Origin of the sequence: Klebsiella sp. X13 (genome assembly GCF_003323835.1) — a bacterium.
GTDB lineage: Bacteria > Pseudomonadota > Gammaproteobacteria > Enterobacterales > Enterobacteriaceae > Klebsiella > Klebsiella ornithinolytica.
In genome coordinates this window covers 487,644-503,383 of the sequence record NZ_CP030874.1, presented here as the reverse complement: position 1 = coordinate 503,383, position 15,740 = coordinate 487,644, and the positions used below count along the sequence as shown (strand labels likewise).

Annotated in this window: 14 protein-coding genes, 1 tRNA gene and 4 rRNA genes; 7 read left to right on the top strand and 12 right to left on the bottom strand. The window is 53.2% G+C overall.

Annotation, left to right across the window (positions count from 1 at the left end; genetic code table 11):
* The first annotated feature begins 56 nt into the window (after nt 1–56).
* The 5 genes from DSD31_RS02475 (at nt 57) to fis (ending at nt 4,280) form a co-directional block, all read left to right on the top strand.
* Nucleotides 57–299 carry a YhdT family protein gene (locus DSD31_RS02475; RefSeq protein ID WP_004868304.1) on the top strand — a complete coding sequence of 81 codons (243 nt, stop codon included), beginning with the start codon at nt 57–59 and terminating at the stop codon, nt 297–299.
* On the top strand, nt 289–1,740 hold the full coding sequence (panF, locus tag DSD31_RS02470) for a sodium/pantothenate symporter (protein ID WP_015585636.1): 1,452 nt from the start codon (nt 289–291) through the stop codon (nt 1,738–1,740). The genes DSD31_RS02475 and panF overlap by 11 nt, the downstream gene beginning before the upstream one ends.
* Before the next feature lie 11 nt (nt 1,741–1,751).
* Nucleotides 1,752–2,633: a 50S ribosomal protein L11 methyltransferase gene (gene prmA, locus DSD31_RS02465; RefSeq protein ID WP_113990814.1), complete on the top strand. Its 882-nt coding sequence runs from the start codon at nt 1,752–1,754 to the stop codon at nt 2,631–2,633.
* 359 nt (nt 2,634–2,992) lie between these two features.
* Nucleotides 2,993–3,958: a tRNA dihydrouridine synthase DusB gene (dusB, locus tag DSD31_RS02460; protein ID WP_004868308.1), complete on the top strand. Its 966-nt coding sequence runs from the start codon at nt 2,993–2,995 to the stop codon at nt 3,956–3,958.
* A 25-nt stretch (nt 3,959–3,983) separates the two neighbouring features.
* A complete protein-coding gene (fis, locus tag DSD31_RS02455) occupies nt 3,984–4,280 on the top strand; it encodes a DNA-binding transcriptional regulator Fis (protein WP_000462905.1) in 297 nt (98 codons plus the stop codon).
* A 21-nt stretch (nt 4,281–4,301) separates the two neighbouring features.
* Here fis and DSD31_RS02450 read toward each other — a convergent pair whose 3' ends face one another.
* Nucleotides 4,302–4,487, bottom strand: coding sequence for a hypothetical protein (locus tag DSD31_RS02450; RefSeq protein WP_071359802.1), 186 nt, complete (start codon nt 4,485–4,487; stop codon nt 4,302–4,304).
* Between the two features lie 834 nt (nt 4,488–5,321).
* On the opposite strand from DSD31_RS02450, the gene DSD31_RS02440 reads away from it, so the two are divergent.
* Nucleotides 5,322–5,543, top strand: a complete 222-nt coding sequence (locus tag DSD31_RS02440; RefSeq protein ID WP_004868310.1) for a lipoprotein — start codon at nt 5,322–5,324, stop codon at nt 5,541–5,543.
* 230 nt (nt 5,544–5,773) lie between these two features.
* Here DSD31_RS02440 and rrf (DSD31_RS02435) read toward each other — a convergent pair.
* From rrf (DSD31_RS02435) to DSD31_RS02415, 5 genes are all read right to left on the bottom strand, one after another.
* Nucleotides 5,774–5,889: ribosomal RNA gene (gene rrf / locus DSD31_RS02435) — 5S ribosomal RNA — on the bottom strand.
* A 37-nt stretch (nt 5,890–5,926) separates the two neighbouring features.
* Nucleotides 5,927–6,002: transfer RNA gene (locus DSD31_RS02430), tRNA-Thr, on the bottom strand.
* A 14-nt stretch (nt 6,003–6,016) separates the two neighbouring features.
* Nucleotides 6,017–6,132: ribosomal RNA gene (gene rrf, locus DSD31_RS02425) — 5S ribosomal RNA — on the bottom strand.
* Between the two features lie 94 nt (nt 6,133–6,226).
* Nucleotides 6,227–9,132, bottom strand: a 23S ribosomal RNA gene (locus DSD31_RS02420).
* 232 nt (nt 9,133–9,364) lie between these two features.
* A 16S ribosomal RNA gene (locus tag DSD31_RS02415) occupies nt 9,365–10,904 on the bottom strand.
* The 16S, 23S and 5S rRNA genes sit together here with 1 tRNA gene alongside, the layout of an rRNA operon.
* Before the next feature lie 467 nt (nt 10,905–11,371).
* Between DSD31_RS02415 and DSD31_RS02410 the strand changes: the two genes are divergently transcribed.
* A complete protein-coding gene (locus tag DSD31_RS02410; RefSeq protein ID WP_004868312.1) occupies nt 11,372–11,926 on the top strand; it encodes a gamma carbonic anhydrase family protein in 555 nt (184 codons plus the stop codon).
* On the opposite strand, the gene DSD31_RS02405 is transcribed toward DSD31_RS02410, so the two are convergent.
* Genes DSD31_RS02405 through dprA form a run of 6 tightly spaced genes read right to left on the bottom strand, consistent with a single transcriptional unit; the run spans nt 11,902 to nt 15,693 of the window.
* Complete coding sequence (locus tag DSD31_RS02405; RefSeq protein ID WP_004868313.1) at nt 11,902–12,159, bottom strand: DUF1488 family protein; 258 nt, start codon at nt 12,157–12,159, stop codon at nt 11,902–11,904. The two genes, DSD31_RS02410 and DSD31_RS02405, sit on opposite strands and share 25 nt — an antisense overlap.
* Nucleotides 12,156–12,974, bottom strand: coding sequence for a shikimate dehydrogenase (gene aroE, locus DSD31_RS02400; RefSeq protein ID WP_004868316.1), 819 nt, complete (start codon nt 12,972–12,974; stop codon nt 12,156–12,158). The genes DSD31_RS02405 and aroE overlap by 4 nt, the downstream gene beginning before the upstream one ends.
* Nucleotides 12,975–12,977: 3 nt before the next feature.
* Nucleotides 12,978–13,550, bottom strand: a complete 573-nt coding sequence (tsaC, locus tag DSD31_RS02395) for an L-threonylcarbamoyladenylate synthase type 1 TsaC (RefSeq protein ID WP_004868318.1) — start codon at nt 13,548–13,550, stop codon at nt 12,978–12,980.
* Nucleotides 13,543–14,097: a DNA topoisomerase family protein gene (locus tag DSD31_RS02390; protein WP_004868321.1), complete on the bottom strand. Its 555-nt coding sequence runs from the start codon at nt 14,095–14,097 to the stop codon at nt 13,543–13,545. Before DSD31_RS02390 ends, tsaC begins: the two co-directional genes overlap by 8 nt.
* 26 nt (nt 14,098–14,123) lie before the next feature.
* Nucleotides 14,124–14,597 (bottom strand): DUF494 family protein Smg, encoded by a 474-nt coding sequence (gene smg, locus DSD31_RS02385; RefSeq protein ID WP_004868322.1) that lies wholly within the window; start codon nt 14,595–14,597, stop codon nt 14,124–14,126.
* Nucleotides 14,569–15,693, bottom strand: coding sequence for a DNA-protecting protein DprA (gene dprA / locus DSD31_RS02380; protein ID WP_104896775.1), 1,125 nt, complete (start codon nt 15,691–15,693; stop codon nt 14,569–14,571). Before dprA ends, smg begins: the two co-directional genes overlap by 29 nt.
* Nucleotides 15,694–15,740: the final 47 nt, after the last annotated feature.

Below are 15,740 nucleotides of genomic sequence, written 5' to 3'. Positions count from 1 at the left end.
CCTCTTGCCAGCCCCTTAAGGTACAATCCCCGCTTTAAATTGACCCCGGGAGCCTTATGGACGCGCGTTTTGTTCAGGCCCACAAAGAAGCCCGCTGGGCGTTGTGGCTTACCCTCCTCTATCTTGCAGCATGGTTAGCAAGTGCTTACATTCCAGGTTCTCAGCAGGGCTTTACCGGCCTGCCGCGCTGGTTTGAAATGGCTTGTCTGCTGATCCCCCTGATTTTCATTCTGCTGTGCTGGGCGATGGTGAAGTTTATCTACCGCGATATTCCGCTGGAGGATGATGATGCAGCCTGAAGTGATCCTGCCGCTTATTGCCTACCTGCTGGTGGTGTTTGGCCTGTCGATTTATGCGATGCGCAAGCGTTCGACCGGGGCATTCCTCAACGAGTATTTTCTCGGCAGCCGTTCGATGGGCGGCTTCGTGCTGGCCATGACCCTGACGGCCACCTATATCAGCGCCAGTTCGTTCATTGGCGGCCCGGGCGCGGCATATAAATACGGGCTCGGATGGGTGCTGCTGGCGATGATCCAGCTGCCTGCCGTGTGGCTGTCGCTCGGGGTACTGGGGAAAAAATTCGCTATTCTGGCCCGCCGGTATAACGCGGTAACGCTCAACGATATGCTGTTCGCCCGCTATCAGAGCCGTCTGCTGGTATGGCTGGCGAGCCTCAGTCTGCTGGTTGCGTTTATCGGTGCGATGACCGTGCAGTTTATCGGCGGCGCACGGCTGCTGGAAACCGCCGCAGGCATCCCTTACGAAACCGGTTTGCTGATTTTCGGTATCAGTATCGCGCTCTACACCGCTTTCGGCGGCTTCCGCGCCAGCGTATTGAATGATGCGATGCAGGGGCTGGTGATGCTGATAGGCACCATCGTACTGCTCGTCGGTATCGTTCATGCTGCGGGTGGTCTGAGCATGGCAGTGCAGACCCTGGAACATATCGATCCAAAGCTGGTGTCTCCCCAGGGAGCGGACGATATTCTGTCACCGACGTTTATGACCTCTTTCTGGGTTCTGGTCTGCTTTGGCGTTATCGGCCTGCCGCACACGGCGGTGCGCTGTATCTCCTATAAAGACAGCAAGGCGGTGCACCGCGGGATTATTCTCGGCACCATCGTGGTCGCTATCCTGATGTTTGGCATGCATCTCGCCGGTGCGCTGGGTCGCGCGGTGATCCCGGATCTGACCATCCCGGATCTGGTCATCCCTACGTTGATGGTGAAAGTACTGCCGCCGTTTGCCGCCGGGATCTTCCTTGCCGCGCCAATGGCGGCGATCATGTCGACAATCAACGCGCAGTTATTGCAGAGTTCCGCTACGATCATTAAGGATTTATACCTGAACCTGCACCCGGAACAGCTGAATAACGAGAAACGCCTGAAGCGGATGTCGGCGATGATCACGCTGATCCTCGGCGCGCTGCTGTTGCTGGCCGCATGGCGTCCGCCTGAGATGATCATCTGGCTGAACCTGCTCGCGTTTGGCGGGCTGGAAGCGGTCTTCCTGTGGCCACTGGTTCTGGGCCTGTACTGGGAGCGTGCCAACGCGGCAGGAGCCCTGAGCGCGATGATCGTCGGCGGCGTGCTGTATGCCGTGCTCGCCACCCTGAAAATTCAGTACCTGGGCTTTCATCCTATCGTGCCCTCGCTACTGCTAAGTTTGCTGGCTTTTGTGGTGGGCAACCGTTTTGGTCAGCCCGTTCCACCCGCCCCTGTTATGACTACTGACAAATAAAGAGTTTTGCTATGCCATGGATCCAACTGAAACTGAATACCACCGGCGCACATGCTGAAGACCTCAGCGACGCGCTAATGGAGGCCGGTGCGGTCTCCATCACCTTCCAGGATACACACGATACGCCGGTATTCGAGCCGCTGCCGGGTGAAACTCGCCTGTGGGGAGACACCGACGTTATCGGCCTGTTCGACGCTGAAAGCGATATGCATGACGTGGTGGCTATCCTCGAGCAGCATCCGCTGCTGGGCGCCGATTTCACACATAAAATCGAGCAGCTGGAAGATAAAGACTGGGAACGTGAATGGATGGATAATTTCCACCCAATGCGTTTCGGCGAGCGGCTGTGGATTTGCCCAAGCTGGCGTGAAGTACCGGATGCAAACGCGGTCAACGTGATGCTCGACCCGGGCCTGGCGTTTGGTACCGGCACGCACCCGACCACCTCGCTCTGCCTGCAATGGCTGGACGGACTGGATCTGACGGGCAAAACGATTATCGATTTTGGCTGTGGTTCGGGCATTCTGGCGATTGCGGCGCTGAAGCTGGGTGCCGCAAAAGCGATCGGTATTGATATCGACCCACAGGCAATTCAGGCCAGCCGTGATAACGCCGAGCGTAACGGTGTCTCCGATCGTCTGGAGCTCTATTTACCGCAGGACCAGCCAGAAGCGCTCAGCGCCGATGTGGTGGTCGCCAACATCCTGGCAGGGCCATTACGTGAGCTGGCCCCGTTAATCAGCGTGCTGCCCGTTTCAGGCGGTTTGCTGGGCCTTTCTGGTATTCTCGCCAGCCAGGCGGAAAGCGTCTGCGAAGCCTATACCGAACGCTTTGCCCTCGACCCGGTGGTGGAGAAAGAAGAGTGGTGCCGGATCACCGGCCGCAGAAAGTAACTCTGGAAAGCGGCCTGCGGGCCGCTTTTTTGTTTCCAGTAACCGCTGAATGACGTCAAGAAATGGGAGCCAGATCGCATTACGATGCGCTTTTTTGACTACAAAAACAGCGTTTTATGCCGTTAACAGTCCCATTTTTCTAAGAAAAATCGAGAAGTTTTGCGATTTTATAAATGGACACAAATTATCCACCATCGATTAAGATGATGATTAATAGGATAATTTATCCATCCCTTTTCTCCCGATGTGGGATTCATTGATCTGTGACAGAGGATTGCTCAAAGTTTGGCCTTTCATCTCGTGCAAAAAATGCGTAATATACGCCGCCTTGCAGTCACAGTATGGTCATTTCTTAACTCATGCGCATCGGACACTATCAGCTCAGAAATCGCCTGATCGCAGCGCCTATGGCTGGCATTACTGACAGACCATTCAGGACGCTGTGCTACGAGATGGGAGCAGGTTTAACCGTTTCCGAGATGATGTCCTCCAACCCGCAGGTTTGGGAGAGCGACAAATCCCGTTTACGGATGGTGCACGTGGATGAGCCCGGTATTCGTACCGTGCAAATCGCCGGTAGCGTACCGGAAGAGATGGCCGCAGCCGCCCGTATTAACGTGGAAAGCGGTGCCCAGATTATTGATATTAATATGGGGTGCCCGGCGAAAAAGGTGAATCGCAAGCTCGCAGGTTCAGCCCTCTTGCAGTATCCCGATCAGGTGAAGTTAATCCTGACGGCGGTCGTCAAGGCAGTGGACGTTCCCGTGACACTCAAGATTCGCACCGGTTGGGAGCCGGAACACCGTAACTGTGTAGAAATTGCCCAACTGGCTGAAGAGTGTGGCATTCAGGCTCTGACTATTCACGGACGCACCCGCGCCTGTTTGTTTAACGGAGACGCTGAATACGACAGTATTCGGGCAGTTAAGCAGAAAGTTTCCATTCCGATTATCGCGAATGGTGACATTACTGACCCGCTTAAAGCCAGAGCTGTGCTCGACTATACGGGGGCTGATGCCCTTATGATAGGCCGCGCAGCTCAGGGAAGACCCTGGATCTTTCGGGAAATCCAGCATTATCTGGACACTGGGGAGCTGCTGCCCCCGCTGCCATTGGCAGAGGTTAAGCGTTTGCTTTGCGCGCATGTTCGGGAATTGCATGACTTTTATGGCCAGGCAAAAGGGTACCGAATTGCACGTAAACACGTCTCCTGGTATCTACAGGAGCACGCCCCAAATGACCAGTTTCGGCGCACATTCAACGCCATAGAGGATGCCAGCGATCAGCTGGAGGCGTTGGAGGCATACTTCGAAAATTTTGCGTAAACAGAAATAAAGAGCTGACAGAACTATGTTCGAACAACGCGTAAATTCTGACGTACTGACCGTTTCTACCGTTAACTCTCAGGATCAGGTAACTCAAAAACCCCTGCGTGACTCGGTTAAACAGGCACTGAAGAACTATTTTGCTCAACTGAATGGTCAGGATGTGAATGACCTGTATGAGCTAGTACTGGCTGAAGTTGAACAGCCCCTGTTGGACATGGTGATGCAATACACCCGTGGTAACCAGACCCGTGCGGCCCTGATGATGGGCATCAACCGCGGTACTCTGCGTAAGAAACTGAAAAAATACGGCATGAACTGATACTAATCAGTTAATTGCTTGTTATAAAAGGCGCTCTTCGGCATGGGGAAGCGCCTTTTTATTATCTGACGTATTGAATTTCTCCGGCTGCCAGGCGGACATCGGTATTTCGCATCGCTGAAGTGCAGACCACTGATCAGCAGCCTGACTCTGCAATGCCACTTTGTCGAAGAGCGTGATATCAAATCCGGGCAGCCGTTTTATCAAATCACACCTGCCAGACCGTATACCCGAACATAATAGTCGATGAAGCGAAAGCAGAAGCCGCTGCACATCTCTCGCCTGTTGAGCATTAAGCGCTATCACAACTCAATATATCAGCCGGGGGAATAAGACTCCTGTTCCTGCCTGCTGATCATTATTGAACCCGCCAGGGCTACCAGTTTTAACTTTGCGCTTATCGATCGGGTAACCCGACTCATCGCGCACTGACACCGTGCCGACAATCCACGTCCCGGTATCAATATCCGGACCCGCCAGTACGCATACCACCAAACGGGCTTGAGGGCACGTCGCATCTCCGGTGCGATACGCGCCTGGAACAGACTGGCTCCTCAGGTTGCGACAAAACCCTCTCTGATGCACCAGGAGCGCGCTGATGGCCTGCCGTTAAAGGAGATTCAGGTTGGTTCTGGCATCCTGTTGTGGTGGCTTCTGTGGCTGTATTCCAGGGGGGCGGCATTTGGCCCTGATGTTAAGTCACGGCCAGCAAGCGGGGTAGAAAATATTGCCAGCATAAGTAAGCACTCCGTTCACGCGCAGCGGTCGCTTCACACTTTTTTCGCCAGGCGGCAAATAGATGGATATGTTAAAAATCAATTTGTTATATTCTCGGCCGACGAATAATATGGCTCTCACTTCTCTTTCGTTATTTTATTCTGCATATTTTCCTCATCATTCCATCGCGATCTCCACGATATTTACGCTGAACATAAATTGATATTATTTCGGCCGCTGGCCTTGATATTACCGATGGTAAAATAGGCTATTCCGTCATATATCGACACCGGTACAACCCGACGGATTATTCAGAGGCCTACCATGAAAAAATTTATTTTAGTGACGCTGCTGACGACACTGCTCGCCGGCTGTGCCCATGACTCTCCCTGCGTACCGGTCTATGATTCTCAGGGGCGATTAGTCCATACTAATACCTGTATGAAAGGGACCACTCAGGATAACTGGGAGACAGCAGGCGCCATTGCAGGCGGTGCTGCAGCCGTTGCAGGCCTGACGCTGGGTATTGTGGCCCTGACCCGCTAAATTTTCATCTTAGCAGTATGCTGCACAATAAACGGCAGCTAAAACAAAGGGCCCAGTCGAAGACTGGGCCCTTTTTAGTTTAATAATCGTTCGTTTATCAGAATATTTGTGGCGACCATACGGGCCTGGCCGGGAGATATCCGGCTGCTTTACAGGGTGTACGCACGGTGCTGAAAATCAGAAAAGCAAAAAGGCCCAGTCTTTCGACTGAGCCTTTTGCTTTATTTGATGCCTGGCAATTCCCTACTCTCACATGGGGAGACCCCACACTACCATCGGCGCTACGGCGTTTCACTTCTGAGTTCGGCATGGGGTCAGGTGGGACCACCGCGCTCTCGTCGCCAGGCAAATTCTTTCTAAGTGCCAAACTTTAACCTAATAACTGGTGCTGATACCCAGAGTCGAACTGGGGACCTCACCCTTACCAAGGGTGCGCTCTACCAACTGAGCCATATCAGCACGCTAAATTTGATGCCTGGCAGTTCCCTACTCTCACATGGGGAGACCCCACACTACCATCGGCGCTACGGCGTTTCACTTCTGAGTTCGGCATGGGGTCAGGTGGGACCACCGCGCTATCGCCGCCAGGCAAATTCTGTTTTCACCCCGCATTTCTGCGTGATGATTTAATCTGTAATCAAGCTGAACATTTCGTCTCTTCGCCAAAACAGCTTCGGCGTTGTAAGGTTAAGCCTCACGGTTCATTAGTATCGGTTAGCTCAACGTATCGCTACGCTTACACACCCGACCTATCAACGTCGTCGTCTTCAACGTTCCTTCAGGACTCTCAAGGAGTCAGGGAGAACTCATCTCGGGGCAAGTTTCGTGCTTAGATGCTTTCAGCACTTATCTTTTCCGCATTTAGCTACCGGGCAATGCCATTGGCATGACAACCCGAACACCAGTGATGCGTCCACTCCGGTCCTCTCGTACTAGGAGCAGCCCCCCTCAATTCTCCAGCGCCCACGGCAGATAGGGACCGAACTGTCTCACGACGTTCTAAACCCAGCTCGCGTACCACTTTAAATGGCGAACAGCCATACCCTTGGGACCTACTTCAGCCCCAGGATGTGATGAGCCGACATCGAGGTGCCAAACACCGCCGTCGATATGAACTCTTGGGCGGTATCAGCCTGTTATCCCCGGAGTACCTTTTATCCGTTGAGCGATGGCCCTTCCATTCAGAACCACCGGATCACTATGACCTGCTTTCGCACCTGCTCGCGCCGTCACGCTCGCAGTCAAGCTAGCTTATGCCATTGCACTAACCTCCTGATGTCCGACCAGGATTAGCTAACCTTCGTGCTCCTCCGTTACTCTTTGGGAGGAGACCGCCCCAGTCAAACTACCCACCAGACACTGTCCGCAACCCGGATCACGGGTCTACGTTAGAACATCAAACATTAAAGGGTGGTATTTCAAGGTTGGCTCCATGCAGACTGGCGTCCACACTTCAAAACCTCCCACCTATCCTACACATCAAGGCTCAATGTTCAGTGTCAAGCTATAGTAAAGGTTCACGGGGTCTTTCCGTCTTGCCGCGGGTACACTGCATCTTCACAGCGAGTTCAATTTCACTGAGTCTCGGGTGGAGACAGCCTGGCCATCATTACGCCATTCGTGCAGGTCGGAACTTACCCGACAAGGAATTTCGCTACCTTAGGACCGTTATAGTTACGGCCGCCGTTTACCGGGGCTTCGATCAAGAGCTTCTCCTTACGGATAACCCCATCAATTAACCTTCCGGCACCGGGCAGGCGTCACACCGTATACGTCCACTTTCGTGTTTGCACAGTGCTGTGTTTTTAATAAACAGTTGCAGCCAGCTGGTATCTTCGACTGATTTCAGCTCCACGAGCAAGTCGCTTCACCTACCATCAGCGTGCCTTCTCCCGAAGTTACGGCACCATTTTGCCTAGTTCCTTCACCCGAGTTCTCTCAAGCGCCTTGGTATTCTCTACCTGACCACCTGTGTCGGTTTGGGGTACGATTCGTTGTTACCTGATGCTTAGAGGCTTTTCCTGGAAGCAGGGCATTTGTTACTTCAGCACCGTAGTGCCTCGTCATCACACCTCAGCGTTAACAGAAGTCCGGATTTACCTAAACTTCCCGCCTACATGCTTAAACCGGGACAACCGTCGCCCGGCTAACATAGCCTTCTCCGTCCCCCCTTCGCAGTAACACCGAGTACAGGAATATTAACCTGTTTCCCATCGACTACGCCTTTCGGCCTCGCCTTAGGGGTCGACTCACCCTGCCCCGATTAACGTTGGACAGGAACCCTTGGTCTTCCGGCGAGCGGGCTTTTCACCCGCTTTATCGTTACTTATGTCAGCATTCGCACTTCTGATACCTCCAGCAACCCTCACAGGCCACCTTCAACGGCTTACAGAACGCTCCCCTACCCAACAACACATAGTGTCGCTGCCGCAGCTTCGGTGCATGGTTTAGCCCCGTTACATCTTCCGCGCAGGCCGACTCGACCAGTGAGCTATTACGCTTTCTTTAAATGATGGCTGCTTCTAAGCCAACATCCTGGCTGTCTGTGCCTTCCCACATCGTTTCCCACTTAACCATGACTTTGGGACCTTAGCTGGCGGTCTGGGTTGTTTCCCTCTTCACGACGGACGTTAGCACCCGCCGTGTGTCTCCCGTGATAACATTCTTCGGTATTCGTAGTTTGCATCGGGTTGGTAAGTCGGGATGACCCCCTAGCCGAAACAGTGCTCTACCCCCGAAGATGAATTCACGAGGCGCTACCTAAATAGCTTTCGGGGAGAACCAGCTATCTCCCGGTTTGATTGGCCTTTCACCCCCAGCCACAAGTCATCCGCTAATTTTTCAACATTAGTCGGTTCGGTCCTCCAGTTAGTGTTACCCAACCTTCAACCTGCCCATGGCTAGATCACCGGGTTTCGGGTCTATACCCTGCAACTTAACGCCCAGTTAAGACTCGGTTTCCCTGCGGCTCCCCTATACGGTTAACCTTGCTACAGAATATAAGTCGCTGACCCATTATACAAAAGGTACGCAGTCACCTAACAAGTAGGCTCCCACTGCTTGTACGTACACGGTTTCAGGTTCTTTTTCACTCCCCTCGCCGGGGTTCTTTTCGCCTTTCCCTCACGGTACTGGTTCACTATCGGTCAGTCAGGAGTATTTAGCCTTGGAGGATGGTCCCCCCATATTCAGACAGGATACCACGTGTCCCGCCCTACTCTTCGAGTTCACAACGTGTGCATTTTAGTGTACGGGGCTATCACCCTGTACCGCCGGACTTTCCAGACCGTTCCACTAACACACGCGCTGATTCAGACTCTGGGCTCCTCCCCGTTCGCTCGCCGCTACTGGGGGAATCTCGGTTGATTTCTTTTCCTCGGGGTACTTAGATGTTTCAGTTCCCCCGGTTCGCTTCGTTAAGCTATGTATTCACTTAACGATAGTGTGTCGAAACACACTGGGTTTCCCCATTCGGAAATCGCCGGTTATAACGGTTCATATCACCTTACCGACGCTTATCGCAGATTAGCACGTCCTTCATCGCCTCTGACTGCCAGGGCATCCACCGTGTACGCTTAGTCGCTTAACCTCACAACCCGAAGCTGTTTCGTAAAACAGTCCGCGTTGCGAAAATTTGAGAGACTCGAACACACCGCTTTTCCTTTCTTATTACGGAGAAAGGAAACAGTGTGTCGTTTCAATTTTCAGCTTGATCCAGATTTTTAAAGAGCAAAATTTCACAATGCACTTCTCAGTACATTTTGAAATTTATCATTCATCAGACAATCTGTGTGGACACTACAAAGGCAGGTTCTTTCAGGTAAGGAGGTGATCCAACCGCAGGTTCCCCTACGGTTACCTTGTTACGACTTCACCCCAGTCATGAATCACAAAGTGGTAAGCGCCCTCCCGAAGGTTAAGCTACCTACTTCTTTTGCAACCCACTCCCATGGTGTGACGGGCGGTGTGTACAAGGCCCGGGAACGTATTCACCGTAGCATTCTGATCTACGATTACTAGCGATTCCGACTTCATGGAGTCGAGTTGCAGACTCCAATCCGGACTACGACATACTTTATGAGGTCCGCTTGCTCTCGCGAGGTCGCTTCTCTTTGTATATGCCATTGTAGCACGTGTGTAGCCCTACTCGTAAGGGCCATGATGACTTGACGTCATCCCCACCTTCCTCCAGTTTATCACTGGCAGTCTCCTTTGAGTTCCCGACCGAATCGCTGGCAACAAAGGATAAGGGTTGCGCTCGTTGCGGGACTTAACCCAACATTTCACAACACGAGCTGACGACAGCCATGCAGCACCTGTCTCAGAGTTCCCGAAGGCACCAAAGCATCTCTGCTAAGTTCTCTGGATGTCAAGAGTAGGTAAGGTTCTTCGCGTTGCATCGAATTAAACCACATGCTCCACCGCTTGTGCGGGCCCCCGTCAATTCATTTGAGTTTTAACCTTGCGGCCGTACTCCCCAGGCGGTCGACTTAACGCGTTAGCTCCGGAAGCCACTCCTCAAGGGAACAACCTCCAAGTCGACATCGTTTACAGCGTGGACTACCAGGGTATCTAATCCTGTTTGCTCCCCACGCTTTCGCACCTGAGCGTCAGTCTTTGTCCAGGGGGCCGCCTTCGCCACCGGTATTCCTCCAGATCTCTACGCATTTCACCGCTACACCTGGAATTCTACCCCCCTCTACAAGACTCAAGCCTGCCAGTTTCAAATGCAGTTCCCAGGTTGAGCCCGGGGATTTCACATCTGACTTAACAGACCGCCTGCGTGCGCTTTACGCCCAGTAATTCCGATTAACGCTTGCACCCTCCGTATTACCGCGGCTGCTGGCACGGAGTTAGCCGGTGCTTCTTCTGCGAGTAACGTCAATCACTAAGGTTATTAACCTTAATGCCTTCCTCCTCGCTGAAAGTACTTTACAACCCGAAGGCCTTCTTCATACACGCGGCATGGCTGCATCAGGCTTGCGCCCATTGTGCAATATTCCCCACTGCTGCCTCCCGTAGGAGTCTGGACCGTGTCTCAGTTCCAGTGTGGCTGGTCATCCTCTCAGACCAGCTAGGGATCGTCGCCTAGGTGAGCCATTACCCCACCTACTAGCTAATCCCATCTGGGCACATCTGATGGCATGAGGCCCGAAGGTCCCCCACTTTGGTCTTGCGACGTTATGCGGTATTAGCTACCGTTTCCAGTAGTTATCCCCCTCCATCAGGCAGTTTCCCAGACATTACTCACCCGTCCGCCGCTCGTCACCCGAGAGCAAGCTCTCTGTGCTACCGCTCGACTTGCATGTGTTAGGCCTGCCGCCAGCGTTCAATCTGAGCCATGATCAAACTCTTCAATTTAAGTTTGATGCTCGTGAATTAAACTTCGTAATGAATTACGTGTTCACTCAGAGACTTGGTATTCATTTTTCGTCCGAGGACGTTAAGAATCCATGTCACTTTGAGTGCCCACACAGATTGTCTGATAAATTGTTAAAGAGCAGTGCGACGGCGCTGAGCGCTCTGTCGCGAGGTGGCGTATATTACGCTTTCCTCTTTCAGAGTCAACCCTGAATTTCAGAATTTTTTCTCTGCCGACCCGGCTTACTCTGTGAACTCGTTCACATGTGCCGTGTCAGTGGGAGCGCATTATAGGGATCCCATTTTATTGCACAAGTCTTTTATCGATCTTTTTTTCCAAGTGATGTTTTTTCGCCCTTTTCGCGGCGTTATTGTTCAGATTGCTCAATTTTCACCACAATAAGGGGTTGCAGGTGGCAGCAAAAGCCACCAAAGTCTTCGTACAACCCAGGTTTATTGAGGTAACCATGTCCGCTAATTTACGTCCTTATAAAGATTTATTCCCACAAACCGGCCAGCGAGTGATGATCGATGCCACCAGCGTAGCGATCGGCGATGTCCGAATGGCCGATGATGTCAGCATCTGGCCGCTGGTCGCTATTCGCGGAGATGTTAACTACGTGGCAATCGGTGCCCGCACTAACATTCAGGACGGTAGCGTGCTGCATGTCACCCACAAATCCTCCTCTAACCCTGAGGGGAATCCGCTGATCATTGGCGAAGAGGTCACCGTCGGTCACAAGGTCATGCTGCACGGTTGTACTATTGGCAATCGGGTGCTGGTTGGCATGGGTTCGATTTTACTGGATGGCGTTGTGGTAGAAGACGATGTGATGATTGGCGCCGGTAGCCTGGTCCCGCAAAACAAACGGCTGGAAAGCGGCTATCTCTATTTTGGCAACCCGGTGAAACAAATCCGCCCCCTGACGGAGGCGGAGCGGGCAGGTCTGCTCTATTCAGCAAACAACTATGTGAAATGGAAAAACGATTATCTGGATCAGGAGACCCACACCCAGCCCTGATCATCTTCCTGCTGGTCGCGGATCAATGCTTCAGCTTCTTCTTCCAGATCCCAGCGATGGAGACAAAACGCGGCCAGCCACTGCTCAGGAGTATCACCGCCGAAGCGCTGCTGTAACGTTGCGCCTCTGATTGCACAGGTGAGCTGCATACCATTAACCAGCGCGGGAAAGGTGACACACTGCCGGTCGGTCTCCCACTCTTCTCTGTCAGGAAACTGAATCGCCTGATTCACGTATTCAGTTCCTTATGCAAAGCCTGAATAACCGGCGTAATCTCTGGCAGGACTCCATGCCAGAGCAGAAATGCGTGGGCGGCCTGCGCCACCAGCATACCCAGCCCATCGGCACACATTTTCGCACCATGACTCTGGCACCAGTGTAAAAACGGTGTGCAGCCCTTCTGATAAAACATGTCATAACAATAGACGTGCGTATCGATTAAGGACGCGGGAACTGCCGGCACATCACCGCTGATACCGCTGGAAGTTGCATTAATAATGAGATCGAACTCATGCCCAGCCAGCGATTCCATCTCAAGCGCGCATACACTACCGGTATGCGCAAAGAGCGTCGCCAGCTCCTGCGCGCGGGAATAAGTCCGGTTGACGATAGTGACAGCGCAATCCAGTGATAGCAGGGGTAACAAGACACCCCGCGATGCGCCGCCGGCCCCAATAAGCAATACCCGATAGCCCGGTTTAATGAACTCCAGCCGCTCCAGATCGCTCAGCAGTCCAATCCCGTCGGTGTTGTCCCCCAACAAACGCCCATCATCCAGCCTCTTTAGGGTATTCACCGCCCCCGCCAGAGCCGCGCGCTCAGTCAGTTCATCCGCTCGGGCAAACGCTTCTTCCTTGAATGGAACGGTAACGTTAGCGCCCTTTCCCCCTTCGGCGAAGAAGGTATCCAGGGTATGGATAAAATCGTCCAGCGGCGCCAGAACCCGCCCATACGGATGTGCAATCTGCAGCTGTTGCGCAAAGCGCTGGTGAATAGAGGGGGACTTACTGTGGGCGATCGGATTTCCGAAGACAGCGTAGGTTTGCATAAATTACCCCTGGCGAAAGAGTTCGCCCGTCAGGGCATCGCGAATTTCAGACGGATTCTGACGCCCCCCCGTTGCACCATCGACAACCGGGAAACTGGCGCCAAACTGAGCCAGAACTTCAGCCGTGGTGCGGCAAGGCGGCTGACCGGATAAATTCGCGCTAGTTGAAACCAGCGGTTTGCCATAGGCCTCACACAATTCGACCACCAGCGGATGATCGCTGACGCGTACCGCCAGGGAATCGAAGCGCCCGGTCAGCCAGCGTGGCGTTGTGGCACGAGCCGGAAAGACAAAAGTGACCGGCCCCGGCCAGCAGGAGAAGATCGCCGCTCGCTGTGTATCATTAAGCTGCGAATCATCAATATAAGGTATCAGCTGTTCGTAGCTGGCCGCGATCAGGATGAGCCCCTTCTCAACGGGGCGTTGTTTAAGCGCCAGCAGGCGCATGACCGCCGCTTCGCTGTCAGGATCGCAACCTACGCCAAAAACGGCTTCTGTTGGATAGGCGATGACATGTTCGTTATGCAGTACCGTCACGGCATGGGCGACGGTTTCTGAGTGCAGGTTCTTATTCACTGATTTGTTCCGCCGGGATCGGCTTTCCACATTGTTTACTGGCACAAAAGCGTCTGACGCCCTGCGCCGTTTTCTTTTCGATTAATAGCGGATAGTGGCATTCAGGGCATTCACCCGCTACCGGTTTGAAGTTGATAACGAACTGGCAATCGGGGTAACGATCGCAGGAATGAAAGGTTTTGCCGAAACGAGAACGGCGCTGAACCAGCTGCCCTTGCCCACACTGCGGGCAGGAAATTGCTGTTTCGTCAGGCTTATCAATAGTTTCAGTATGCTCACATTCCGGATAACGGCTGCAACCAATAAACATACCGAAGCGCCCCTGGCGCAACACCATAACGGCACCGCAAGACGGACACTCCTGCCCCTCCAGTACCTTTACGATATGTCCGTCCGCCTGATTTTTCAGCGGACGGACATAGTCACAGTCCGGATAGTGCGAGCAGCCGAGAAACGGCCCGTGTTTCCCGGAGCGGATTACCAGTTCAGCCCCGCACTGTGGGCAGGGCTCATTTTTACGCACCGAAAACAGTGCTGATTTGGTCATAACAACTCGATGTTGCCGCAATAAGATTAGTGCAGCATACCTTCATTTACTTCGAAGAGTAATTCTTCCATTTGTTGATAGGCATTTTCGCAGCCCGGAATATTAAACAGTACCATCAGGATCACCCATTTCAGGTCTTCCAGATCAAATTCTGCTGTATCCAGAGCCAGCACACGCTCTATCACCATTTCCCGCGTTTCGAGGTTCAACACCTGAATCTGCTCGAGGAATAATAAAAATCCCCGGCAACTGGCATCCAGACGCAGACACTCTTCTTCGGTATAAATCCGCAAAGAGAGCGGGTCAGAAGCAAGCTGCATGGGAGCAACGAGCCCCTCCTGATAGTCAGCCAGTTTCTCGAGCCACATCAACGCGTTGTAGATATCTTCCCGATCGAATCCTGCATCGGTGAGATCCCGGGTCAGTTTATCCTGGTCCACGCGCATTTCTGCTTCGTTTTGGATGTAAGTCTCAAACAAATACATGAGTACGTCGAACATGGCTTGCCCTCCTTAATCGGACATAGCCGCCGGGTACAGCTGCGATCCAGCCTGCTAACTCCAGTTCAAGTAGCTGAGCTACGGTCACTGGCACAGATTGGCCGGCACGTTCAGCGACAACGTCAACAGGTGTTACCTCATCTCCTACGTTAGCCAGGAGCTCTGGAAATGGCAATGCTACGGGAGGCGGATCCATGCAATTATTTATCTTGTCAGGCACATCCTGGAGCCATCGCAGCTCCTGCTGGCAATGGTCGATGATATCTTGCGCTGATGTCACGGGGATGGCGCCTTGTTTAATCAGCCAGTGTGGGCCTTCGGAACCCGGATTACCTACCGGCCCGGGTAATGCAAAAACCTCTCTTCCTTGTTCCAGCGCACAGCGAACCGTCACCAGCGAGCCGCTTTTCAGAGCGGCCTCAATCACCAGCACGCCAATACTGAGTCCGCTGATAATTCGATTCCGACGAGGGAAATTTCCCGGCCACGGGGAGGTTGAAAGGGGAAACTCAGACAGCAATGCTCCTCCGCTTTCCACTATCTTTCCGGCTAATGCATGATGACGACGTGGGTAGATTGCGCCTAACCCATTGCCAAGTACGCCGATTGTCTTCCCGCGCGCCTCAAGTGCGCCGCGGTGAGCGACGCCGTCAATGCCGATCGCCAGGCCGCTGGTAATGGTGATACCAAGATGCGCCAGGTCTTCACTGAACTGTTTCCCCCACCGGGCACCGTACCAGGAGTGGGAGCGGCTGCCGACAACGGCCAGCTGTAAACTGCTTAACACAGCTAAATCCCCACAAACGAAAAGCGCGCCGGGATAGTCAGCGATGGCGCGCAGTCGGGGTGGATAATAAGGACTATCGGCCAGCAGCAGGTGGCGCCCGGGTTGCTCCAGCCACAATAGGGTAGACTCAAGCTCTCGTTGGCTAACGGATAGAAATTGCTTCGCTTGCGCTGCGCTAAGCCCGCAGACGTACAATACTTCGCTATCTGGCACCGGGGCTGCATGCAGTATTCTGGCAGCCATCACCATCCCGTCACCATAAAGGCCGTTCACCTTCATCAGACGCAGCCAGATCTCCGTAGGTACCATCCCTGTCCCCTGCCATAAGTGGCTTTAACAATCTTTGCGATTGGACA

Coding starts and splice junctions, on each gene's coding strand:
- DSD31_RS02475 (WP_004868304.1), top strand. CDS start 57: ATGGACGCGCGTTTTGTTCAGGCCCACAAAGAAGCCCGCTGGGCGTTG.
- panF (WP_015585636.1), top strand. CDS start 289: ATGCAGCCTGAAGTGATCCTGCCGCTTATTGCCTACCTGCTGGTGGTG.
- prmA (WP_113990814.1), top strand. CDS start 1,752: ATGCCATGGATCCAACTGAAACTGAATACCACCGGCGCACATGCTGAA.
- dusB (WP_004868308.1), top strand. CDS start 2,993: ATGCGCATCGGACACTATCAGCTCAGAAATCGCCTGATCGCAGCGCCT.
- fis (WP_000462905.1), top strand. CDS start 3,984: ATGTTCGAACAACGCGTAAATTCTGACGTACTGACCGTTTCTACCGTT.
- DSD31_RS02440 (WP_004868310.1), top strand. CDS start 5,322: ATGAAAAAATTTATTTTAGTGACGCTGCTGACGACACTGCTCGCCGGC.
- DSD31_RS02410 (WP_004868312.1), top strand. CDS start 11,372: ATGTCCGCTAATTTACGTCCTTATAAAGATTTATTCCCACAAACCGGC.
- aroE (WP_004868316.1), bottom strand. CDS start 12,974: ATGCAAACCTACGCTGTCTTCGGAAATCCGATCGCCCACAGTAAGTCC.
- DSD31_RS02390 (WP_004868321.1), bottom strand. CDS start 14,097: ATGACCAAATCAGCACTGTTTTCGGTGCGTAAAAATGAGCCCTGCCCA.
- smg (WP_004868322.1), bottom strand. CDS start 14,597: ATGTTCGACGTACTCATGTATTTGTTTGAGACTTACATCCAAAACGAA.
- dprA (WP_104896775.1), bottom strand. CDS start 15,693: ATGGTACCTACGGAGATCTGGCTGCGTCTGATGAAGGTGAACGGCCTT.